The sequence below is a fragment of the Malaciobacter halophilus genome, from assembly GCF_002837275.1.
GTDB lineage: Bacteria > Campylobacterota > Campylobacteria > Campylobacterales > Arcobacteraceae > Malaciobacter > Malaciobacter halophilus.
Genome location: NZ_NXIF01000031.1, coordinates 1 through 22,730, shown reverse-complemented (window position 1 = coordinate 22,730; position 22,730 = coordinate 1). Strand labels below are relative to the sequence as shown.

24 protein-coding genes and 5 tRNA genes are annotated in these 22,730 nt (G+C 28.9%); 9 read left to right on the top strand and 20 right to left on the bottom strand.

What is annotated here, in order from left to right:
• Positions 1–74: 74 nt before the first annotated feature.
• The 13 genes from rplA to mraY form a co-directional block, all read right to left on the bottom strand.
• Complete coding sequence (gene rplA / locus CP960_RS08240) at positions 75–773, bottom strand: 50S ribosomal protein L1 (RefSeq protein WP_101184941.1); 699 nt, start codon at positions 771–773, stop codon at positions 75–77.
• A gap of 72 nt (positions 774–845) precedes the next feature.
• Positions 846–1,271, bottom strand: a complete 426-nt coding sequence (rplK, locus tag CP960_RS08235; RefSeq protein ID WP_101184940.1) for a 50S ribosomal protein L11 — start codon at positions 1,269–1,271, stop codon at positions 846–848.
• Between the two features lie 98 nt (positions 1,272–1,369).
• Positions 1,370–1,897 (bottom strand): transcription termination/antitermination protein NusG, encoded by a 528-nt coding sequence (gene nusG / locus CP960_RS08230; protein WP_101184939.1) that lies wholly within the window; start codon positions 1,895–1,897, stop codon positions 1,370–1,372.
• An 8-nt stretch (positions 1,898–1,905) separates the two neighbouring features.
• Positions 1,906–2,088, bottom strand: coding sequence for a preprotein translocase subunit SecE (gene secE / locus CP960_RS08225; protein ID WP_101184938.1), 183 nt, complete (start codon positions 2,086–2,088; stop codon positions 1,906–1,908).
• Positions 2,089–2,169: 81 nt separating this feature from the next.
• A tRNA-Trp gene (locus CP960_RS08220) sits at positions 2,170–2,245 on the bottom strand.
• Between the two features lie 27 nt (positions 2,246–2,272).
• Complete coding sequence (gene rpmG / locus CP960_RS08215) at positions 2,273–2,440, bottom strand: 50S ribosomal protein L33 (RefSeq protein ID WP_101184937.1); 168 nt, start codon at positions 2,438–2,440, stop codon at positions 2,273–2,275.
• A gap of 10 nt (positions 2,441–2,450) precedes the next feature.
• Positions 2,451–3,659, bottom strand: a complete 1,209-nt coding sequence (tuf, locus tag CP960_RS08210) for an elongation factor Tu (RefSeq protein ID WP_101184936.1) — start codon at positions 3,657–3,659, stop codon at positions 2,451–2,453.
• Between the two features lie 251 nt (positions 3,660–3,910).
• Positions 3,911–3,987, bottom strand: a tRNA-Gly gene (locus CP960_RS08205).
• A gap of 11 nt (positions 3,988–3,998) precedes the next feature.
• Positions 3,999–4,083: transfer RNA gene (locus CP960_RS08200), tRNA-Tyr, on the bottom strand.
• A gap of 63 nt (positions 4,084–4,146) precedes the next feature.
• Positions 4,147–4,223: transfer RNA gene (locus CP960_RS08195), tRNA-Thr, on the bottom strand.
• A gap of 15 nt (positions 4,224–4,238) precedes the next feature.
• Positions 4,239–4,314, bottom strand: a tRNA-Phe gene (locus CP960_RS08190).
• A 44-nt stretch (positions 4,315–4,358) separates the two neighbouring features.
• Complete coding sequence (gene murD / locus CP960_RS08185) at positions 4,359–5,525, bottom strand: UDP-N-acetylmuramoyl-L-alanine--D-glutamate ligase (protein WP_101184935.1); 1,167 nt, start codon at positions 5,523–5,525, stop codon at positions 4,359–4,361.
• A 10-nt stretch (positions 5,526–5,535) separates the two neighbouring features.
• Positions 5,536–6,597, bottom strand: a complete 1,062-nt coding sequence (gene mraY / locus CP960_RS08180) for a phospho-N-acetylmuramoyl-pentapeptide-transferase (protein WP_101184934.1) — start codon at positions 6,595–6,597, stop codon at positions 5,536–5,538.
• Between the two features lie 96 nt (positions 6,598–6,693).
• On the opposite strand from mraY, the gene gpmI reads away from it, so the two are divergent.
• The 4 genes from gpmI to CP960_RS08160 are packed head-to-tail and all read left to right on the top strand — an operon-like array spanning position 6,694 to position 11,263.
• On the top strand, positions 6,694–8,169 hold the full coding sequence (gene gpmI / locus CP960_RS08175) for a 2,3-bisphosphoglycerate-independent phosphoglycerate mutase (RefSeq protein ID WP_101184933.1): 1,476 nt from the start codon (positions 6,694–6,696) through the stop codon (positions 8,167–8,169).
• 10 nt (positions 8,170–8,179) lie between these two features.
• Entirely contained in the window at positions 8,180–8,557 is a 378-nt protein-coding gene (locus CP960_RS08170) for a response regulator (RefSeq protein ID WP_101184932.1), read from the top strand.
• A gap of 2 nt (positions 8,558–8,559) precedes the next feature.
• Entirely contained in the window at positions 8,560–9,258 is a 699-nt protein-coding gene (locus tag CP960_RS08165; protein WP_101184931.1) for an ATP-binding cassette domain-containing protein, read from the top strand.
• A 1-nt stretch (position 9,259) separates the two neighbouring features.
• Positions 9,260–11,263 (top strand): penicillin-binding protein 1A, encoded by a 2,004-nt coding sequence (locus CP960_RS08160; protein ID WP_101184930.1) that lies wholly within the window; start codon positions 9,260–9,262, stop codon positions 11,261–11,263.
• Between the two features lie 84 nt (positions 11,264–11,347).
• On the opposite strand, the gene glnA is transcribed toward CP960_RS08160, so the two are convergent.
• From glnA to CP960_RS08135, 5 genes are all read right to left on the bottom strand, one after another.
• Positions 11,348–12,775, bottom strand: a complete 1,428-nt coding sequence (gene glnA, locus CP960_RS08155; protein WP_101184929.1) for a type I glutamate--ammonia ligase — start codon at positions 12,773–12,775, stop codon at positions 11,348–11,350.
• Between the two features lie 104 nt (positions 12,776–12,879).
• Complete coding sequence (locus tag CP960_RS08150; protein WP_101184928.1) at positions 12,880–13,680, bottom strand: histidinol-phosphatase; 801 nt, start codon at positions 13,678–13,680, stop codon at positions 12,880–12,882.
• Complete coding sequence (locus CP960_RS08145) at positions 13,677–14,927, bottom strand: diguanylate cyclase (RefSeq protein ID WP_101184927.1); 1,251 nt, start codon at positions 14,925–14,927, stop codon at positions 13,677–13,679. The genes CP960_RS08150 and CP960_RS08145 overlap by 4 nt, the downstream gene beginning before the upstream one ends.
• A 3-nt stretch (positions 14,928–14,930) precedes the next feature.
• On the bottom strand, positions 14,931–15,374 hold the full coding sequence (locus tag CP960_RS08140) for a molybdopterin synthase catalytic subunit (RefSeq protein ID WP_101184926.1): 444 nt from the start codon (positions 15,372–15,374) through the stop codon (positions 14,931–14,933).
• Between the two features lie 3 nt (positions 15,375–15,377).
• Positions 15,378–15,599, bottom strand: coding sequence for a MoaD/ThiS family protein (locus CP960_RS08135; RefSeq protein WP_101184925.1), 222 nt, complete (start codon positions 15,597–15,599; stop codon positions 15,378–15,380).
• 66 nt (positions 15,600–15,665) lie between these two features.
• On the opposite strand from CP960_RS08135, the gene CP960_RS08130 reads away from it, so the two are divergent.
• Both CP960_RS08130 and CP960_RS08125 read left to right on the top strand, forming a co-directional pair.
• Positions 15,666–16,328, top strand: coding sequence for an MqnA/MqnD/SBP family protein (locus tag CP960_RS08130; RefSeq protein WP_101184924.1), 663 nt, complete (start codon positions 15,666–15,668; stop codon positions 16,326–16,328).
• On the top strand, positions 16,328–17,113 hold the full coding sequence (locus CP960_RS08125; RefSeq protein ID WP_101184923.1) for an undecaprenyl-diphosphate phosphatase: 786 nt from the start codon (positions 16,328–16,330) through the stop codon (positions 17,111–17,113). Before CP960_RS08130 ends, CP960_RS08125 begins: the two co-directional genes overlap by 1 nt.
• On the opposite strand, the gene CP960_RS08120 is transcribed toward CP960_RS08125, so the two are convergent.
• Both CP960_RS08120 and CP960_RS08115 read right to left on the bottom strand, forming a co-directional pair.
• Complete coding sequence (locus tag CP960_RS08120) at positions 17,075–18,106, bottom strand: UDP-N-acetylglucosamine--N-acetylmuramyl-(pentapeptide) pyrophosphoryl-undecaprenol N-acetylglucosamine transferase (RefSeq protein ID WP_101184922.1); 1,032 nt, start codon at positions 18,104–18,106, stop codon at positions 17,075–17,077. The genes CP960_RS08125 and CP960_RS08120 overlap by 39 nt on opposite strands.
• Positions 18,103–19,332, bottom strand: a complete 1,230-nt coding sequence (locus tag CP960_RS08115) for an FtsW/RodA/SpoVE family cell cycle protein (RefSeq protein WP_101184921.1) — start codon at positions 19,330–19,332, stop codon at positions 18,103–18,105. Before CP960_RS08115 ends, CP960_RS08120 begins: the two co-directional genes overlap by 4 nt.
• Before the next feature lie 28 nt (positions 19,333–19,360).
• Here CP960_RS08115 and CP960_RS08110 point away from each other — a divergent pair, with 28 nt between their 5' ends.
• From CP960_RS08110 to CP960_RS08100, 3 genes are all read left to right on the top strand, one after another.
• Positions 19,361–21,217: a peptidoglycan D,D-transpeptidase FtsI family protein gene (locus tag CP960_RS08110; RefSeq protein WP_101184920.1), complete on the top strand. Its 1,857-nt coding sequence runs from the start codon at positions 19,361–19,363 to the stop codon at positions 21,215–21,217.
• A 73-nt stretch (positions 21,218–21,290) separates the two neighbouring features.
• Positions 21,291–21,797 (top strand): peptidylprolyl isomerase, encoded by a 507-nt coding sequence (locus CP960_RS08105; RefSeq protein WP_101184919.1) that lies wholly within the window; start codon positions 21,291–21,293, stop codon positions 21,795–21,797.
• 22 nt (positions 21,798–21,819) lie between these two features.
• Complete coding sequence (locus CP960_RS08100) at positions 21,820–22,596, top strand: CorA family divalent cation transporter (RefSeq protein ID WP_101184918.1); 777 nt, start codon at positions 21,820–21,822, stop codon at positions 22,594–22,596.
• Positions 22,597–22,730 lie beyond the last annotated feature (134 nt).

Here is a 22,730-nt window from a genome sequence, read left to right as displayed (position 1 = left end):
TTTTGATAACACTCAAAAATATAGATTTTTATCCACACATTTGAATGCTACTATTCAAATAAGGAGTAAATTCCTTATTTGATTTCCATTAATTCTGTTGTATCTAATTTAATAGATGGTGACATAGTTAATGAAATAGCTGCGTTAGTAATATATCTACCTTTTGCAGTTGATGGTTTAGCTTTATTTATAGCTGAAAGGAATGCTTCAACATTCTCTTTGATAGCTTCAGTAGAAAAAGATACTTTTCCAACTGCTGCTTGCATATTACCTTTCTTATCAACTCTATATGTAACTTGACCACCTTTAGCATCACTTACTGCTTTAGTTACGTCCATAGTTACTGTTCCAGTTTTAGGATTTGGCATTAAACCTTTTGGTCCTAAGATTCTACCAACTTTACCAACAATACCCATACAATCTGGTGTTGCAATAAGTACGTCAAAGTTAATATTACCAGCTTGAATATCTGCTGCTAATTCATCATTACCAACAATATCTGCACCAGCTTCTTTTGCTTCATCCATTTTAGCACCTTTTGCAAAAACTGCAACTCTTACAGTTTTACCAGTACCATTTGGAAGAACAACTGCACCTCTAATCATTTGGTCAGCATGTCTTGGATCTACATTTAAGTTTAATGCTACTTCAACAGACTCATCAAATTTAGCAGACTTTAACTCTTTAACTTGATTACAAGCATCTACTAATGAGTAGTTTTTGTCTTCAATCTTTTCTAATAATGTTTTATATCTTTTTGAAACTTTTGCCATATTTTTCTCCGCAATTTTTTTATTTTGCTACCGCCTGTTTTTAAAGTCTGGTGGTTAGACTTTACTTAGAAATTATGCTTCTACTTCAATTCCCATTGATCTTGCTGAACCAGCAACAATTTTTGCAGCTTGTTCTTTATCATCAGTATTTAAATCAGCAATTTTCATATCAACAATTTCTAAAACTTGTTCTTTAGTTAATTTTCCAACTTTATTTTTAAGTGGATTATCACTACCTTTTTTAACTCCTGAAGTCTTTTTAATTAAATCAGTCATTGGTGGTTGCTTTAATGTAAATGTAAAGCTTTTATCAGAATAAACAGTGATTTCTACAGGAATGTTGAATCCACCTTTATCTTTTGTTTTTTCATTAAATGCTTTACAAAATTCCATAATATTAATACCTCTTTGACCTAATGCAGGTCCAACAGGTGGTGATGGATTTGCAGCACCAGCTGGTATTTGAAGTTTAAGTGTACCTTCTACTTTTTTAGCCATCTAAAATTCCTTTTCTAAATTTATTATAACCATAGGCATTAGGCAATAAAACTATAAAAGAAGCAAGTTTGTATTGCCTAATGCCTATAAATTACTTTTTAAACTACTCTTTCTACTTGCGTATAAGAGATTTCAACTGGAGTATTTCTACCAAAAATAGAAACATTTAGTTTTAATATTCCTGAAGTCATATCAAAATCTTCAACAACACCGTTGAAGTTTGCAAATGGACCTTCATTGATTCTAACCATTTCACCTTCATCAAATGAAACTTTTGGTTTAGCTGCTGATCTATTATTAACTTTTTCTAAAATTAGGTTAATATCTTTCTCAGCAAGCGGAGTTGGTTTTTTTGATTCACCAATAAATCTTCCAACTTTTGGCATTGATTGTATTCTATGCCATAATGCAGTATCTAAGTCAATTTTAGCAAATGCATAAGCTGGATAAAGTGGTCTTTCAACAATCACTTTTTTACTTTTTTTTACTTCAATTAAATCTTCAGTAGGAACTAATACTTCAGCTATCTTATCATTTCCCATTTCATCAGCAAGCTTCTCTAAAGCTTTTTTTACTGTAAGTTCACTTCCTGAGTGTGTTTGAATTGCGTACCATTTATGTGCCATTTTAATCCTTAGTTAATTACCGAAGATAAACTTAATGACATTACTGTATCAATTAATGCTAAGAATAAAGTAATAACTGTTACGACTATAAATACAGATAAGTAAGCTGATCTGATTTGTTCTTTTATTGGGAAAATAACTTTAAAAAGTTCATCTTTAGCATTTTTATAATAAGTTTTGAATTTATTCACAAGTGACTCCAGTATGTATTAAGCTATAAAATTCTTTTAAAAAAAGTTTTTGACTACTTTTAAAAGAACTTTTTTTGATTATGGCAGGCCAGAGAGGATTCGAACCCCCAACCATCGGATTTGGAATCCGGCGCTCTACCATTGGAGCTACTGACCTATAGGGATAAAAAAGTAAGCTAAAGTCTTACGACTTTAACTTAACTTCTTTATGAATTGTGTGTTTTCTTAATCTTGGACTATATTTTTTAACCTCAAATTTCTCACTATGAGTTTTTGGGTTTTTCCAAGTAGTGTAGTTAATATCTCCACTCTCTTGACATTTTAATCCAATTTTGATTCTAATTGCTGCCATTAATCAATCCTTACTCGATGATTTCTGCAACAACTCCAGCACCTACAGTTCTACCACCTTCTCTAATAGCAAACTTAGTACCTTTTTCTAGAGCAATTGGAGCAACTAATTCAACTGTCATTTCAACGTTATCACCAGGCATAACCATTTCTACACCTTCTGGTAAAGAAACTGAACCAGTAACGTCTGTTGTTCTTACATAAAATTGTGGTCTATATCCAGAGAAGAATGGAGTATGTCTACCACCTTCCTCTTTAGAAAGGATATACACTTCACATCTGAATTTAGTATGTGGAGTAATTGTTCCTGGCTTAACAAGAACTTGTCCTCTTTCTACTTCTTCTTTTTTGATACCTCTTAATAAAATACCGCAGTTATCACCAGCTTGACCTTGTTCCATCTCTTTTCTGAACATTTCAACACCAGTTACAGTAGTTTTTTGTGTATCTCTCATACCAACGATTTCGATTTCTTCACCAACTTTGATAGTACCTTTTTCAATTCTACCAGTAACAACTGTACCTCTTCCTGGGATAGAGAATACATCTTCTACAGGCATTAAAAAATCTTGGTCAATATCTCTTTCTGGAGTTGGGATATAGTTATCAACTTCATCCATTAACTTAAGAATTTTTTCAGACCATGTTCCAAGAGAACCAGCTTTTGCTTCTTCTAAAGCTTGGAATGCAGAACCAGCAACGATAGGAGTATCATCACCTGGGAAATCATACTCAGATAATAATTCTCTGATTTCCATTTCTACTAGCTCTAACATTTCTTCTCTATCTTCTTCGTCTAGTTGATCTTCTTTGTTCATAAATACAACGATATATGGAACACCAACTTGTTTAGATAATAGAATGTGCTCTCTTGTTTGAGCCATAGGTCCATCAGTTGAAGCAATTACTAAAATCGCACCATCCATTTGTGCAGCACCAGTAATCATGTTTTTAACATAATCGGCGTGACCTGGACAATCTACGTGAGCGTAGTGTCTAGTTTCAGTTTCATACTCAATATGAGATGTAGCAATAGTAATTCCTCTATCTCTTTCTTCTGGAGCATTATCGATTTGATCATAATCCATAAGCTGTGCACTACCCTTAACTGCTAATACTGCAGAAATTGCAGCTGTTAAAGTAGTTTTACCGTGGTCAACGTGACCAATTGTACCAATGTTAACATGCGGCTTGCTTCGTTCGAACTTTTCTTTTGCCATTGAAATTCCCCTTAAAGATTTTAAAAATTCCCTCTGAGTAGATAAGCCATATTAGCTTCTCTATTCAGAGGGTTTAAATTGTTTTTTATTATTCGCATACAGCTTAGAAATTGTGCTTAAACACAGCAAAACTTCTAAGCTGTATGAATTAAATTCGCATTATATCAAAAAAAAGATTACAGGGAGATTACATATATCAGAGTTATATTCAAATGTGCTTATAACTCAGCTCCCAGTATCAATAAAATAAATGGAGCGGGAGACGAGACTCGAACTCGCGACAATCTGCTTGGAAGGCAGAAGCTCTAGCCAACTGAGCTACTCCCGCAATCATTTGCGTGGTGGTGAGAGAAGGATTTGAACCTTCGAAGCCATAGGCGGGAGATTTACAGTCTCCTGGATTTGACCACTCTCCAACCTCACCGTTGAAAATTATTAATCTGGTCAAGCGCTGATCTTTAAAAGATTACGCACGACAATAAAAAAATGGAGCTGGTGAAGGGACTTGAACCCCCGACCTGCTGATTACAAATCAGCTGCTCTAGCCAACTGAGCTACACCAGCGTCCGTTAATTTACATGGTGGCGCGGGGCAGAATCGAACTGCCGACACAAGGATTTTCAGTCCTTTGCTCTACCGACTGAGCTACCGAGCCATTTCGTAAATTGGAGTGAAATTATACACAGTAGTTTATTAATTTTAGCTTAAATTATTTACAAGTTCTTTAAAAAGTTTTCCTCTACTTGCATATGAGCTAAATTGGTCAAGTGATGAAGCAGCGGGAGATAGCATAGCAATATCGTTTTCATGGTAATTCATGTCAATTTTTTCTACTGCTTTATCTAAAGTTTTTACTTCATAAGAATCTACACAAAACTTATTTGAAAGCTTAATAATTCTTTCATAATTTGTTCCTATTGCATAAATTTGAACTTTTTTATCTTTTAAATAGTTAAATAAAGGTTCTAAGTTTGCTCCTTTATCATCACCTCCAAGTATTAAATGAATATTTTTCTCTTTATATGTATTAATTGCATTAATTGTTGCATCAACATTTGTGGCTTTGCTATCATTAATCCAAACTCTATTTTTTTTATCTAAAAACTCTTCAACTTTATGTTCATCAACCTTAAAGCTATTTATTTTTTCATAATCTACTAAATCAAAAATTATCTTTTTTGTAGCAAGCGCTAATAAAGCATCCATTAAAAAAGGTTCTTTAAAATTTATTTTTGATTTATCAATATCAAACTTCTTACATAAATCATCACTGTTATCATAAGTTATTAAAGATGCATTAGTATTATAATTTTCAAACTCTTTTGGTACTATTGCAATCTCACCTTCTAACATCTGCTCTAGCGGCTTTAATTTTGCATTTTTATACTCTTGGAAACTTCCATGCCATGAAATATGATCTTCACTTATTGGAAGTAGTATATATAAGTTGGGTTTTGCTTTATTTGTATAATGCAATGTAAAAGATGATGTCTCTAAAATCCATATTTTTGAGTTTTTATCTAAACTTGATATTGGTGTTCCAATATTTCCTCCACAAACACTTCCATACTCTTTTAAAAGATGTTGGCACATTTGTGTTGTGGTAGTTTTTCCATTTGTACCACTTATCCATATAGAAAAAGGCATATCATCACTTAATAAATCATAATCACTAATAACACAATTTGATTTTTTTACCATTTCATTATAAGGTGGTATTCCAGGACTTACAACTGTTAATTCATCACTAGTTGCATCATACATATGAAAATTTGAGTCATCATATAATTCAACATTTTTAAAATTATCTTTAATTGCTTGAGCAGTAATACCTTTACCAAGAACTCTCAACTTTTTTTCTGACATACTTTTGCCTTTATCTTATTTTTAAACTCATTAATGCCACAAGGTTTGTCATAAAAGAGATAATCCAAAAACGTACTATTATTTTATTCTCTTTCCAACCTTTTTGCTCAAAGTGATGGTGAATAGGTGCCATTAAGAAAACTCTTTTTTGTCTTAATTTATAAGAACCAACTTGAAGAATTACAGATATAGTTTCTAAAACAAAAATAAACCCTACTAATAATAAAAGAATTTCAGATTTTCCAACTATTGCCATATATCCCATAAAAGCACCAATTGGTAAACTTCCACTATCACCCATAAAAATTTGTGCAGGATGAGAGTTATACCATAAAAATGCGATTAAAGAACCAATAGTACATGCACCTAAAATAGCCAATTCACCAGTAAGCTTTATATTTGGTAAAAGTAAATATGAAGCCAATATTGCATGCCCTGTAATATAAATTATTACAGAAAGTGTACAAAAAGCCATAATTGAAGGAACCGTAGCAAGTCCATCTAAACCATCAGTTAAGTTAACAGCATTAGAAGCTGCAATTATTACTAAAACCCAAAAAACAGTAATATAAAAACCAATATCAAATAATGGAAGCTTGTAAAATGGTGTATAAATCTCAGTAGTGTGTCCATAAAAGTATAAAGTTAAAACAATAATTATTGCAGAAATTATTTGTAATATTAATTTCATTCTAGCACTTAACCCTGCATCATTTTTATTGTTTGAAATTTTTGCATAATCATCTTTTATGCCAATTAAAGAGAATAAAGCTAATGTCAATAATCCTCCTACTACATAAAAATTATTTAATTTTACAGTTAGGATTGTTGCTATTATGGTAGAAAAAATAAAAACTACTCCCCCCATAGTTGGAGTACCAACTTTTGATTTATGAGAATCAGGTGCATACTCATAAATTGGTTGAGAGGCTTTTTTACTCTTCGCCCACTTAATAAATTTAGGCATTAAATACATTGTTAAAAAAAATGAAATGAAAAAACCAATTCCTGCTCGAACTGAAATATATTGGAAAATATTAATATCTAGGTGTCTATAAAACCAGTAAAACAAAATTAAACCTTAGTTTGGATATAATCGGGCGATTATATTATATATTACCAAATATTTAGATAAATTTTAATTGGTAAATAGAAAAAAAGGTTTAAAATGACACAAAAAACTATTCTTGTAATTACGGATGGTATTGGACATAATAATTCAAATAACTATAATGCATTTACAAATGCAAATACTCCAACTTATGATTATTTATTCAAAAATGTACCTTACTCTTTAATTCATACATATGGAAACTTTGTTGGACTTCCAGATGGACAAATGGGAAATAGTGAAGTAGGTCATATGACAATTGGTAGTGGAAGAGTTTTATATCAAGATTTAGTAAAAATAAATTTATCTATAAAAGAGAATAAATTAAAAGACAATGAAGTTTTAAAAAATACTATTGAATCTTCAAATAATATTCATCTTATAGGATTAGTAAGTGATGGAGGAGTTCACTCACATATAAATCATATTATTGAAATGGCAAAAATTGCAGACTCATTTAATAAAAAAGTTTTTATTCATGTTATTACAGATGGTAGAGATGTTGCTTATAATTGTGCAGCACAATACATTAATCAAATTAAATCAATTTGTAATGAAAATATTAAAATTGCTACTATTTCTGGAAGATATTATACTATGGATAGAGATAATAGATGGGAAAGAGTTAAAAAAGGATATGATGCAATAGCATTTGCACAACCAAAAATTAAAGAAGATATTTTAGACTATTTAGCTAACTCATATGAAAATGAGATTTTTGATGAGTTTATAGAACCATGCGCTTTTGAAGGATATGATGGTATACAAAATGACGATGGAATTATCTTTTGTAACTTTAGAAGTGATAGAATGCGAGAGATTTCATCTGTATTTGCAAAAAAAGAGTTTGATGAGTTTCAAAGAAAAAAGATAAGCCTAAACTTAGCAACAATGACTCAATATGATAAAAATACACCAATTGATATTCTTTTTCCAAAACAAACACCTAAAAATACCCTTGCAGAAGTTATCTCAAAAGCAGGATTAACTCAACTTCACACAGCAGAAACAGAAAAATATGCACATGTGACTTTTTTCTTTAATGGTGGAGTTGAAGAACCAGTTGAAAATGAAACAAGAGTCTTAATACCTTCTCCTAATGTTGCTACTTATGATTTAAAACCTGAGATGAGTGCACCAGAAGTATCAAGTACAGTAAGAAAAGCTATGGATGAGAACAATGATTTTATTGTTGTAAACTTTGCAAATGGAGATATGGTTGGACACACTGGAGTTTATGATGCTGCTGTTAAAGCTGTAGAGGCTGTGGATAAAGAGCTTGGATTAATAATTGAAAAAGCTAAAGAAAAAGGTTATAATTTAATATTGACAAGCGACCATGGAAATTGTGAAGAGATGAAAGATAAAGATGGTAAAACATTAACAAATCACACAGTCGGAGATGTATATTGCTTTGTATTAGCAAATAATGTTTCAAAAGTTAATACTGGAGGCCTTAATAATATAGCACCAACAGTTTTAAAGCTTATGAATCTTGAAATTCCACAAGAGATGGATAAGCCACTAATTTAAAGGTAAAATCATGTTAGATAAAATTAAATCAGAGCTAAAAAAACTTGATATATTAATAGTAGAAGATGGAAAAGATATTATTAATATAATGGATAGAACATTTAAAATGGTAGTAAATAATATTGCTTTAGCAAATGATGGAGTTGAAGCACTAGAACACTACAAAAATAAAAAGCCTGATTTAATATTAACCGATTTAAGAATGCCTCATATGGATGGAGTAGAGTTTGTTAAAAAATTAAGAGAAGAGGATTTAAATACACCAATTATCGTAATTACAGCATATGAAGAAGATTTAGAAGAAGAGGATAGAAAATTAGTTAATGCAATATTTTCAAAACCAATAAACTTTATTGCATTAATTAATAAAATAGATGAATTAATTTAAAGATGTCAAAAACAGTAAATATTAATAAACTACATATAAAAAGTAATGAAATCACATTACTTGATTTATGCTTTAAAATAGAAGAAACCACTGCACTAATAGGGGAAAGTGGGAGTGGAAAATCTTTAACCTTAAAGGCTTTATTAAATCTTTTGCCTACAAATTTATATAAAGAGTTTCTTTATGATTCACCATTTGAATTAAATTATGAAAATATTGGTTTCATTCCTCAAAATCCATTTACTTCCCTCTCTCCTATGACAAAAATAGAGAATCAATTTTTTTGTGATAAAAAGAGAAAAATTGATGTATTAAAAAAAGTAGGTTTAAACACATGGGTACTTAATAGATTTCCAAATCAATTAAGTGGAGGACAGTTACAAAGAGTAGTAATAGCAATTGCTATAAGTAAAAATATAAAACTTTTACTTTTAGATGAACCAACAACTGCATTAGATGAACAAAGCAAAAAGCTAATAATAGAACTAATTAGACAATTAGCAACTCAACTTAACTTAACACTTCTTTTTGTAACACATGATATAGATTCAATTAAAGATTTATGTAAAAAAATAATTATCATAAAAAATGGAAAAGTAATAGAAGAAGGCAAAACTTCACAAATATTATCAAATCCAAAAAAACAATACACAAAAACTTTAATTGAGTCTAATTTTAAAACTAGAGAATTTAGGAAATAATATGAAATATATTTTAGGATTTTTTACCATTTTAGCAGTTGCAATTTGTGCATGGCTTTTATATCTATATTCAAATATAAGATTTGAACTTGATAAAGTTGTAAACTATCAACCAAGATTAACAACACAAATTTTTGATAAAGATGGAAAACTTGTATCAAATCTTTTTTCAAAAGAGAATAGAGTATATGTAAAATATGATAATATTCCAGCAAGAGTTATAGAGGCTTTAGTAGCAATAGAAGACACACAATTTTTTGAACATAATGGAATAAATCCAGATGCAATTAGTCGTGCAATAATAAAAGATATAAAAGCTGGGGCTTTAGTTGAAGGAGCAAGTACACTAACTCAACAATTAATAAAAACTCTAATTCTAACAAGAGAAAAGAAAATTATAAGAAAAATAAAAGAGGTATTACTTGCATTAAAACTAGAAACTATTCTTACTAAAGAAGAGATTTTAGAAAGATACTTAAATCAAGTATATTTTGGTCATGGTTATTATGGTATAAAAACTGCTGCAAAAGGTTATTTTGATAAAGAGCTATATGAGTTAAATTTAAAAGAGATTGCCATGTTAGTTGGTTTACCAAGAGCCCCAAGTTTTTATGACCCAACAAGAAATCTAAAATTCTCACTTGCTAGAGCAAATCAAGTAATTAAAAGAATGAACACTCTTGGTTGGATAAATAAAAAAGAGTATGAAGAAGCCATGAAACATACTCCTAAAATTTATGATAAAACCCTTACTCAAAATAAAGCACCATATATAGTTGATTATGTATTAAAAACACTAAAAGATGAGCTTAAAGATATAAAAACAGGTGGTTATAAGATTAACTTAACAGTTGATTTAGATGCACAAAGAATTGCAAAAGAAGGACTTGATGTTGCATACCAAAAAATATTAAAAAGAGATCAGTACTTTAGAAATTTAAATAAAAAAAGGGGAATTGATAAAGAGTATGATGAAGAAGGTAACGAATTAAGCGAAGATAGATTTGTACAAAATGTAAATGGCTCTTTTATCTCAATGGAGAATAATACTGGAAAAATCCTTGCAATGGTTGGAGGAATTGATTATAAAAAATCTAATTTTAATAGAGTAGTACAAAGTAAAAGACAACCAGGTTCTGCAATTAAACCTTTTATTTATCAAGCTGCTTTAGATATAGGTTACTCTCCTGCGACTAAAATTGCAGATATTAGTAGAACATATGAATATAAAGTAGGAGACTCTGAAGAAACAAAAAAATGGAAACCAAAAAATTATGGAGGTAAATATAAAGGTTTAATTAGCTTAAGGGATGCGCTAATATATTCAAGAAACTTAGCAACTATTAATCTAGTAACTGATATTGGAATTGATGTAGTTTATGAAACATTAAAAAAATATGGTTTTAAAGATATGCCTTATGATTTATCAATTACTCTTGGTTCATTTGTAATCTCACCTTTAGATTTATCTCAAGCATATTCAATTATTTCAAATGATGGAACAGAAGTTAAACCTTATATTATTAATTCAATTATTAATAGAAACGGTACAGGAATAAACTTTGAACCAGAAACAAGATATGTTACAAGTAAAGAACAAGCTTTTTTAACAAAAGATATTATGCATGAAACTGTAATTAGAGGTACAGGGAAAAGAGCAAAAGTTAAAGGTTTAGATTTAGCTGGTAAAACAGGTACAACAAATAATAATGTTGATGCATGGTTCTGTGGTTTTTCTCCATCAATTCAAACAATTGTATGGTTTGGTAATGATGACAATACACCTATGAGAAGGAGTGAAACTGGTGGAATTGCAGCAATTCCTGCTTTTAAATATTTTTATGAAAACTACTTAAAACTGCATCCAGAATTAAAAAGAGAGTTTGAAAAACCAGAAGGAGTAAGAACATCAGTTATAAATGGTAAAAAGGAGTATTTCACAAATACTTCAAAACTTCCAGTTAATACTATTGATATTCCAAAAGAGAATCAAATTCAGTTTTAATTTTAATTAATTATTCAATAAAAAAGGCTTGTAAGATAAACTTTCAAGCCTTTTTTTATTTTTATAAGTTTGTTTAATTATATATTAACAAGAGTAAGTTGACTTAAATTCAAATGCTGTTGGTCTAGACTCATCTGGCCAAACTTGTGTTTCAAATTTATAGTGTTGATATGTATCAATCATATCTTGAGTAAATACTGGCTGTAAGAACTCATTATCTCTAATTAATGCTTCTAATGAACCTCTTAATGTATGTGGCATTTGAGGAATTTTTCTTTGTCTAATCTCATCTAAAGATAACTCAAATAAATCATCATCCATTGGACCAATAGGCTCATATTTATTTTTAATTCCATCTAATCCAGCACATAACATAGCAGCAAATGCTAAATATGGGCAAGCTGTTGAATCAGGGAATCTCATCTCAATTCTAGTTGCTTTTTCTCCTGCTCCATAAGGAATTCTACAAGAAGCAGATCTATTTTGTGATGAGTAAGTTAAAATTGATGGTGCCTCATAACCTGGAATCAATCTTTTATAAGAGTTAGTTGATGGGTTAGTAAATGCAGCAACTGCTCTAGCATGTTTAAAAATACCACCTACATAATGTCTTGCCATATCTGAAAGATTTCCATACTCTCCTTCTTTATAGAATAAGTTTTTACCATCTTTCCAGATTGATTGGTGTACATGCATTCCATTTCCATTATCACCAAATAATGGCTTTGGCATAAATGTAGCAGATTTACCATTTAAGTGTGCTACCATTTTTACAACATATTTATATTTTTGTACGTTATCTGCAGCTTCTATTAAATCTCCAAATACAATACCAATCTCACCTTGTCCTTGAGCAACTTCATGGTGTCCAAGTACAACTTCAAGTCCAACTTGCTTTAATACTTGCATCATTTCAGCTCTTAAGTCAACCATTGAATCTGTTGGTTGAACTGGGAAATAACCACCTTTTGTTCTTGGTCTATGACCTATATTCCCTACTTCATAATCAGTATCATCTGACCAACATCCCTCTTCTGAATCAACTCTATAATATGATTCATTTATATCATCTCTAATTTTTACATCATCAAAAATAAAAAATTCATTTTCTGGTCCAAAATATGCAACATCACCAACACCTGACTCACTTAAATGAGTTAATGCTTTTTTAGCAATAGATCTTGGACATTTTTCATACATTTGACCTTTATAAATATCAAATACATCACAAAATACAATTATAGTTGGATCTGCTGTAAATGGATCTAGGAATGCTGTTTCAACATCTGGTTTTAAAATCATATCTGATTTATTAATTGGTTGCCATGCATCAACAGATGAACCATCAAATGGCATACCATTTTCTAACTGTTCTGCACTTACTGCATCCATCATATATGTAAGATGATGCCACATACCTTTCATATCAGTGAATCTAAAATCTACAAACTCTACTTCATTCTCTTCACAAAATTTAAAAAACTCTTCTGTGTTGTTTACAAACTTACCCATATTTATAGCTCCTTGAATTATTATTAGAATTATTGTAGCAAAATAAAGAAAAAATAAAATAAATTAACTGTATATTTTTTATACAGTTTGATATTTTTTATCCTTTAAAACTCAACTAGAGCTTTTTCTCTATTTTTAAAAATTGCACACTTATTATAGCCTATTGATTTAGCAAGAGTTACTACCTCATCATAACAATACCCTACTTGTTCAACTTCATGAGCATCAGAACTAAATGTAATATCAATTCCTAATTCAAAGCATAACTCTAATAGCTGTTTTGAAGGATATTGCTCTTTTATTGGTTTTCTAAAACCTGCTGAATTAATCTCAACTGTCATATTTGATTTTTTTATCTCTTTTAGTGCACTAAGAGCTAATATCTTTATATCTTTTTTAGGTAAATATTTGAAAACTTTAATTAAATCCAAATGACCTACAATATCAAAGCAAGAGCTTTTTGCTAATTGTTTAATTGCTTCAAAATACTCAATCCATATTGTATCAATATCTTTATTTTTATATTTTCCTATAAACTCTGGATTATCAAAGCCCCATGGTAAGTTCTCATTTTTTGATTCTAAAAAATGTACTGAACCTATAAGATAATCAACTTTTGAATTTAAAATATCCTCAAGCATAGGTACACTTTGCATAAAATCAACTTCATATCCTATAAGTAAATTTATCTTATCTGTATATTTTTGTTGATAATATTTTAGTGATGATTCATAAAACTCTTTTTCATAAAGTTTCATTCTATACTTTTCATCAAAATTCATAGGTGCATGTTCAGTAAAACCATAATAATCAATTTTTAACTCTATTGCTCTTTTGATAAACTCTTCTACACTTCCATGTGCATGATTACATAAAACTGTATGGTTATGCAAATCTACTCTCATTTTCTATACCTTATTTGATTTCTTCCACCATTTTTTGCACTATATAGCTCTTTATCTGCAGCTTGAAGCATCTCATCTAAAGAGTTTGCTAAATCAAAACTACACCCAATTGAAACAGTAAAATTTAATTTTGTTGTTTCTAATTCTATACAACTATTTTCAAATTCATCTTTTATCAACTCTAATTTTGATTTTATTTCATTCTCATCTGCATTTTCAAAAACAATACAAAACTCTTCTCCACCTAATCTTGCTACTAGTTCTTGATTATACAAGAACTTCTCAAGAATAGTTGAAACTTTTTTAATTGCTATATCACCTACATCATGACCAAAATTATCATTAATTGATTTAAATCTATCTATATCAAGTAAAGCAACTGCAAATTTCTGTTTTTTCTTTTTTGCTCTTTGATATAAAATATTGCCTTCATTAAAAAGATAACGTCTATTATACATTCCTGTTAAAAAATCTTTATTTGCTCTATTAGTTAATTCTTCAAACAACTCTATTAACTCTAAATTTGCTCCAAGTCTTACAAAAAGTTCTTCCTGAGTAAAACCTTTATATAAAAAATCATTTGCTCCATATTTTAAAAATTTTGATGCTGTATTTCTTTGTTTAACTGCCGAAGTAACAATTATTGATAATTGATCTTTATTATACTTTTTTCTTATCTCTCTTACTAAATCTAAGCCATTCATGTAAGGCATAATATAATCAGTTAGTAAAAGTTTAATATCTCTATTTTTTTCTAATACTTCTAAAGCTTCTAAACCATTACTAGCTGTAAATACATTTAGCCTATATTTTTCAATTAATGCCTTAGTTGTTTCTAAAAAAGTATTTGAATCATCAACAATTAATACTTTTGTTTTTTCATTTTTTATAACTCTATTTATAACTGATAAGGCATACTTAAAAGAGTACATTCCATCTTTTACAACATAATCAACAATATTTTTACTACGATTTTTAATTTCATCTTCTACCAAAGTAGAACCAGTAAGAATAATTATAGGAATATTAAACTTTGCTACAAAATCTACAATTTCACCATTTTCAGAATCAGGTAAACCTAAATCTAGTAAAGCTACATCAAATTTTCCTTTATACTCAAGTAAGATTTTTGCACACTGTTTTACTGATGAGCCAAGAACAGTTTTATATCCAAACTGCTCTTTTATCATAAGACTTAAGCTACTTGCTACTGATTTACTATCCTCAATTATTAAAACTCTTTTCATAATTTAATTTAGTAAGCCAGCACCATTTATTGGAGTACTTCTATCTTCTGCATAGACTCTAGTATTATTTTTTATATCGTATTTCCATATTGGTGCATTTGCTTTAAAATCTTCAACAAATTCATCAATCATCTCTAAAGCAACTCTTCTTTTTGGTGAACAAACTGCTGCTATATATGAGCTTGTATGATTTAATACATCACCTTTTGAGTGAGCCATAAGAACAATAGCATTCTTCTTTTTTGCTCTATCTTGCCAAGTATCAAACCATGATTTTAAAATTGGTTCATATATATCAAAAGATAATCCTTCAATATTATCTTCATCTCTTACCACACCAACAAAAGTAATAATAGCCCCATAATTAGAGTTTCTAAACTCGTCATACCAAGAATTAGTAATTTGCTCTACAGGTAAACTACCTTCAAATAATTGCAATTTTTCCATTTATCACCCACCACAAACAGGAGGAAGTAATGAAATTTTATCCCCATCTTTTAAACTAATATCTTTTGAAGAAACTAAAGTATCATTAACAGCTACTGCACACTTCTCTAACCAAGAGCTTACTTCTTCATCACCTTTTAAAACTTCACTTAATTGTGATAAATTTGAAATATCTAAATTCATTTTTTGTTTATTAATTGGTCCTAAAAATTCTACTTCAACCATTTTAACCCCTTATTTACCAATTTTTCAATATTATATCAAAAATAATTTAATTTTTAGGAAAACATAATGAAGTTTGCAAAGATAGATTTTATTAATTTATTACCTGTAACTGTATATATGAAAAAAAATATAAAATCTAACCAACTAAGAGCTATAATCGAATATAAGAAATCTTATCCTTCAGCAATAAATAAAAAATTTAAAAAAAGAACTGTTGAGTCAGCTTTTATATCTTCAATTGCCTCAAGAGGAGAAAAATCATTAGATTATGGGATTATTGCAAGAGATGAAGTTACATCTGTATTATTAGTACCAGGTACTTATTCAAAAGATTTTCAAAGTGATACATCAAATGCACTTGCAAAAGTACTTGATTTAAATGGACAAGTTATTATTGGAGATAAAGCTTTAAAGTTTTATCATGAAAATGATAAAGATAGTTTTATAGATTTAGCAAAAGCATGGCAAGACAAATATAAATTACCATTTGTTTTTGCTCGATTATCTTATAACAAAAATGGTAAATTATTGAAAAAAACCATGAAAAACTTTAATAAAAGACATATTAAAATCCCCCAATATATTTTAGAAAAGTATGAAAAACGTTCAGGAATCTGTAAAAAAAATATTTTAGAATATTTAACAAAAATAGATTACGATATTGGTATAAAAGAAAAACTTGCATTAAAGCTATTTTTTAAATTAACAAAAGAACAAGGTATTAAATAATGACAGTTTTTGATTCAATTATTTTAGGAATTATAGAAGGTTTTACAGAGTTTTTGCCAATTTCATCTACGGGACACTTAATTGTAGCAAGTGAATTTTTAAACTTAGAGCAAAATAGTATAAATAAAGCATATGAAGTAATAATACAGTTTGCTGCAATTTTAGCAGTTATATTAAACTATCCAGATAAATTTAATACAAAACATATAAATTTATGGAGTAAAATCTTTATTGCCTTTCTTCCAATTGCAGCAATTGGATTTTTATTCTCTTCATATGTAAAAGCAATGTTTACAATTGAAATTGTTGCATATATGTTTATTGTAGGTGGTATAGTATTTTTAATTGTTGAAAAATTTTATGATGAAAGTAAACATACAGTTTCAAATGTAGAAGATGTCTCTTTTAAACAAGCTTTATATATAGGAATTGCTCAAATTTTTGCATTAATTCCAGGGACAAGTAGAGCAGGAGCTAGTATTATAGGTGCTATGCTTGTAGGACTAAATAGAAAAGCAAGTGCAGAGTTCTCTTTCTTACTTGCTTTTCCTGTAATGTGTGCAACAACAGGATATGACTTATTAAAACACCATGAACAACTACTTCAAAGCTCAAATCTATTAAATTTAGCAGTTGGTTTTGTAGTTGCCTTTTTTGTTGCTTTTCTAACAATAAAACTATTTCTAAAATTCTTAGAAAATTTCACTTTTGTAAGTTTTGGTATTTATAGAATTGCTTTTGGAATACTACTTTTGATTATTCTGAATAATAATATCAACTATTGATTCAATAGCATTATAGCCTATTGAATCAATTAAACCTTTACTCATTGATTTAATATCAGCTTTTAAAATCTTATCAATTATTTCAGGGTTTAAATTCCTTTCTCTACATATAAAACATAATTTTTTATCTTTTAAAAACTTTGCATTATAGTATTGATGGTCTTTTGCTGCATATGGATAAGGTACAAATAAAGTTGGTAAAGAATTAGCTGCAAGCTCCCAAAGAGTAGAAGCTCCACTTCTACTTATTGCAAAATCTGCTAAACTCATTTTTTTTGAAATATCAGATGTAAAATCAAAAACATCTACATCAAGATTTAACTCTTCATATTTACTTTTAACTCTTTGAAAATCTGCTTTTCCTGTTTGATGGATTATTTTTATTCCTAGTTTATCTAATTTTACAGCAACACTTAATGCAAAATCATTTATAGCTTTTGCCCCTTGAGAACCTCCAAGAAAAATAATAGTTTGTATTTCATGCCTAACTCTTGCATTATCAAAGAATTCACTATTAACAGGATAGTCTTTTACTAAAGAGTCTTGTAAATAAGAAGAAAACACCTCTGTTGCAAATCTGCTAGTTAGTTCATTTAGTTTACCCATTTTCGAATTTTGTTCATGAATATATAGTTTACAACCAAAAGATAAAACTGAAGCAAATGTAGCAGGTGCTGCTGAAAAACCTCCAACTGAAATAACAGTTTTTACTTCTGCTTTATCAAAAATATTTAAACAGTGATTTACCTCTTTAATAATTTGAAAAAGTGATTTTATTTTTCCAAGAAAGTTCTTATCTACTACTCCTTTTGTATCTAAAAAAAATGCTTTTTTTAATTTTCTTTCATCTTTAAACCACTGTTCATCTTGTCCTGTTTTAGAACCAATAAAAATAGGAGAAATACCTCTTTTATGAAACTCATCAATAAAAGCTTTTGCAACTTTTAAGTGCCCTCCTGTTCCACCACCTGTTATAACAACTTTGCCTTTCATTTACTCTTTTTCTCCTTACTTATTGTTCTACTAATTGATAAAACTAAACCTATTGATATTGCCATTGATAACATTGAAGAACCACCATAACTTAAAAATGGTACAGCAATACCTTTAATTGGAATCATACCTGAGATACCATATGAGTTTATTAAAAAAGCGATTATTATCATAAGTGCAATTCCTAAACTAAAAAGATGATAAATTGGATTATCTACTCTTCTACTAATTATAAATATTCTCCAAACAATTGAAAAAAGTATTATTAAAATAAATAGTAATCCAACTAGCCCTAACTCTTCAGTAATTCCTGCTAATACAAAATCTGTATGCACTTCAGATAAAAAACCTAATTTTATATCTCCTAAAGAGATTCCTTGTCCAAAAAAACCACCATTATGAATAGCATTTAAAGAGTGTGAAACTTGATATGGTTCTGGTAATTCATCAATTCTTAGATATTTATCTACCCACTCTGGCATAATTGCTAAAATACCATCTTGATTCATAGCCCACCAAGAGTATATTCTGTTGATTCTATGAGGCGCTGAAACAATTAATACTACAAATGCCACTAATGCTGTTGCACCTAAAGATAAGAATACTTTAAAACTTCTATTTGCAAATACTAATAAAACAATTAATATAAGCCCCAAAAGAACAACTTGTCCTAAATCTTTTTGTAAAAATGCAACTATAAAAACCACAAGTAAAAAAGCACCAAAGTATGGAGCTAATAATAAAAGTTCATCTTTTAAAGTCATTTTTTTAGGCATAACCATAACCCTTCTATGAAATGACCACGAAAGAAAATAAATAAATCCTACTTTAAAAAATTCCACAGGAGAAAGAGATACTCCTGGCAATCTAATCCATCTATTTGCTCCACCACTTTCCGTAACTAAACTAGAAGGAAGTAATGGCATTGCTGCCATTAGTAAAAAGAATAATATAAATAGACTCATACCTATTTTACCTACAATCTTATCAGGGTTTATTAAAGATAATGTCCACATCAATAGTAAAGACAATACTCCAACAAGAAGTTGTCTAGAAAAAAAGTGAAATTGATTATAGCCATAATACTCCACAGTATAGATTGTAAGAGAGTATGAAAATATAATACTAATAGTAATTAAAATAGATACTAATAGAAAAAGTAAATAGTCTGGTTGGTTATATCTATTTTGGACTTTGGGTTTAATCTTATTTGTGCTAAAATTCATTTCCTATTATAATATATAATGGATAAATATGACTTCAAATAAAATCGAAAATATTAATAAAACAAAAAAAATTGTAATTTTATTTTTATTAATCTTACTTTTTCTAATTATTCTAGTATTCTCAATTGCTAATACTATGACAAATGAAAGAAGACTTCCTTCTTTGCAAAGTTCAAAAAAAGAGCTTGCAGTAAGAGGAGATATAGTAAGTGCTGATAATTTTAAAATTGCATCATCAAAAAAATTATACAAAGCATCTATTGATACAAGACACCTTGACCTTGATAAAAAAGAGTTGTTTTTAAAACTCTTCTCAATTTATAGTGATATTTCTTACGCTAAATTGAAAAAAAAGGTTGATGACTCTTTAAGAAATAGACCAGGAAATCTTGTCTTATCATATAATATTGATGCAAGAACTGCAAAAAATCTAAAAGAGCTTGGTTTTAAATTAAGAAGACTAGATGTATTTAAAGCAAGAAAAGTTGCAGGTGGTAGAATTTTAAGAGGATTAAGTATCATTGAAAGTGGTGAAAAAAGAATATACTCTTATGAAAATACTCTAACTCCTGTTGTTGGATATATTACTAAATTTGAAACAAAAAGAGGTAAAACAAAAGTAAGAGGAATTAAAGGTTTAGAAAAAAAATATAATAGCATATTAAATAAAACAGAAGATGGAATATTAAAAGGAAATAGAGATGTACTTTCATATATCTCTTTTGATAAAAACTCAATTATTAAAAGAAGAGAAGATGGAGCAAAATTAGTATTGAACGTTCCTTTAAAACTTCAAAAAAATATTGAAATGATATTAGATAGACATAAGAAAAAACTAAGTGCACAAGAGATAATTGTATCAATAATGAATAGTAAAACAGGAGAAGTACTATCTCTTGCTTCTTCAAATAGATTTAATCCCGAAAGTATTAAACAAGAAGATATTCCATCTTTAAACGTAAATGCTATTGAGTACCAATTTGAGCCAGGTTCAGTTATAAAACCCATGTCAATTGCTCTTGTATTAGATAAAAATAGAGTGAAAAAAGATGAGTTGTTTTTTGCTTATAATGAAAGTAAACCAAACTCTAAAGGTCAATACAGAAGAGGAAGATATAAAATAGATAGATTTTATATAAATGATGACCATAGATTTAAAAAACACTATTTAACTTTAGATGATATTTTTATCTTTTCATCAAATATTGGTACTTTACAACTTGCACAAAGATTAAAAGGTGCTGAGATGTATGAAGGATATAAAAGATTTGGCTTTACTAGAAAAACTGGAATTGATTTACCTTATGAAAAAGTTGGGAAAATCCCGCCAATATATAAGCTAGCAGCAGGAGAAGACCAAGATAAAGATAATGTTTATAAAGCAACTGTTTCATATGGGCAAGGAATGACTTCAACTTTTATGCAAATCATGAAAGCTTTTACTGTATTTAATAATGAAGGATATAGTGTAACTCCTAGAATTGTTTCATATTTACAAACTGATTCAGGAAAATATAAACCTGATACGGTTTTAAAAGAAAAAGTTATTTCAAAAGATGCAGCAAATGAAGTAAAAAGAATGCTTATTAAAACGGTTACAAAAGGAACAGGAAGAAGTGCTCAAATTGATGGATTAGAAATAGGAGGAAAAACTGGAACTGCAAAAGTTGCAAGAAGAGGAAACTATCAAAGAGAGTATATTTCATCATTTTTTGGTTTTGTAAATGATGATAAGAACTCATATACAATAGGTGTTACAGTATTTAGACCAAACTCAACTGGAAGATATTGGTACTATTATTATGCCGCACAATCAGCTGTTCCTGTATTTAAAGAGATAGTTAAAAATATGATTAGCCTTAACTATATAAAAAAAAGTGAATAATATATAACAAGTGTATTTTAGATATAAGTAGATATAATCTTTTTTTAAAATAATTTTACTAAAGGATTTAAATATGTTTGGTTTTTCAAAAGAACTAAAAGAGTATAACTATTCACAAGAGGAAATGGATAGTTTTAATTATGCAAAGATAACTACTGATAAAGGAACTATCTGGTTAAAACTATTCAACCATGAAACTCCAAATACAGTTGCAAATTTTGCAACACTAGCAAATGATAAATTTTACGATAATCTTATTTTTCACAGAGTAATTCCAGGTTTTATGGCACAAGGTGGTTGTCCACAAGGTACTGGTACAGGTGGTCCAGATTGGGCTATTGCTTGTGAGACAAATGCTGATAAACAAGTTCATAAAAGAGGTAGTTTATCAATGGCACATGCAGGATTAAATACTGGTGGTAGTCAATTCTTTATTTGTTTTGTTGATTGCCCTCATTTAGATGGTGTTCACACTGTTTTTGGAGAAATTGAAGAAGATGATGAAACTAGCTTTTCTACTTTAGATAGTATTGAAGGAAATGATAAAATCATCTCTATTGAGATTAAACAAACTAAATAAAACTTATTCATAAAGGGTGCAAATGTTAATTAAACAAATCGATTCTTTACATCAAGAAGATTTAAAAAATCCTTTGCATCCTTCTATTTTCTATAGCGATGAAAACTATGACCTTTTTATATTAAGGTTACCTTTTGTTTTAAATGACAAACTTGAATTTATTAACTACTCATTTATAATTACCGATGAAATATACTACTTATTTGATAAACAAACAAATCAAATAGTTGCACTAGATAATATAAAGCAATTCTATTTATATTTAGATAAAGCTATTAAAGTAGCTATGAAGCTAACAAATGATTACTATACAAAAACTTTAGATTTAGAAGAGAGTATTTATGAAAACAAAAGTCAAGATAATTTCAACAAAACCTGGTATGAATATAAAAATGAGTTAATAAGAGTTAATAGAGTTCTTTATAAGGCAAATGAAGCTTTAGAAAATTTAATTGATAATTATAAAACTGAAAAAGACTATTTAGAACGAAATTTTGCTGATATTCAAGAGCATTTACAAAGAAGTTATAGAAATAGTGGATTATGTCTTGAAAAACTTGATACACTTTATAATTTTTATCAAAGTAAAACAAGTGAGCAAATGAATAGAATTGTTTATATTCTTACACTACTATCAGCTATATTTTTACCATTAAATCTTATTGTAGGTTTTTTTGGAATGAATACAACAGCTCTGCCTTTTACAAAAATAGAAAATGGTACATTTTTTGTAATTACAATTTTATTGATAACATTAAGTATATCAACATTATTGGCATTTTATATAAAAAGAAAATAAAGGGGAAAAAACGGGTAAAAAAAAGGCAAAAAAAGAGCCCATAACTAAGATAACTGTAAAAAGTTAAAATAGATAAGGGCTTAAAAAGACTCAAGAGCTGGCAGAGGCCTACGTTTCCACAAGTGAAACCTGCA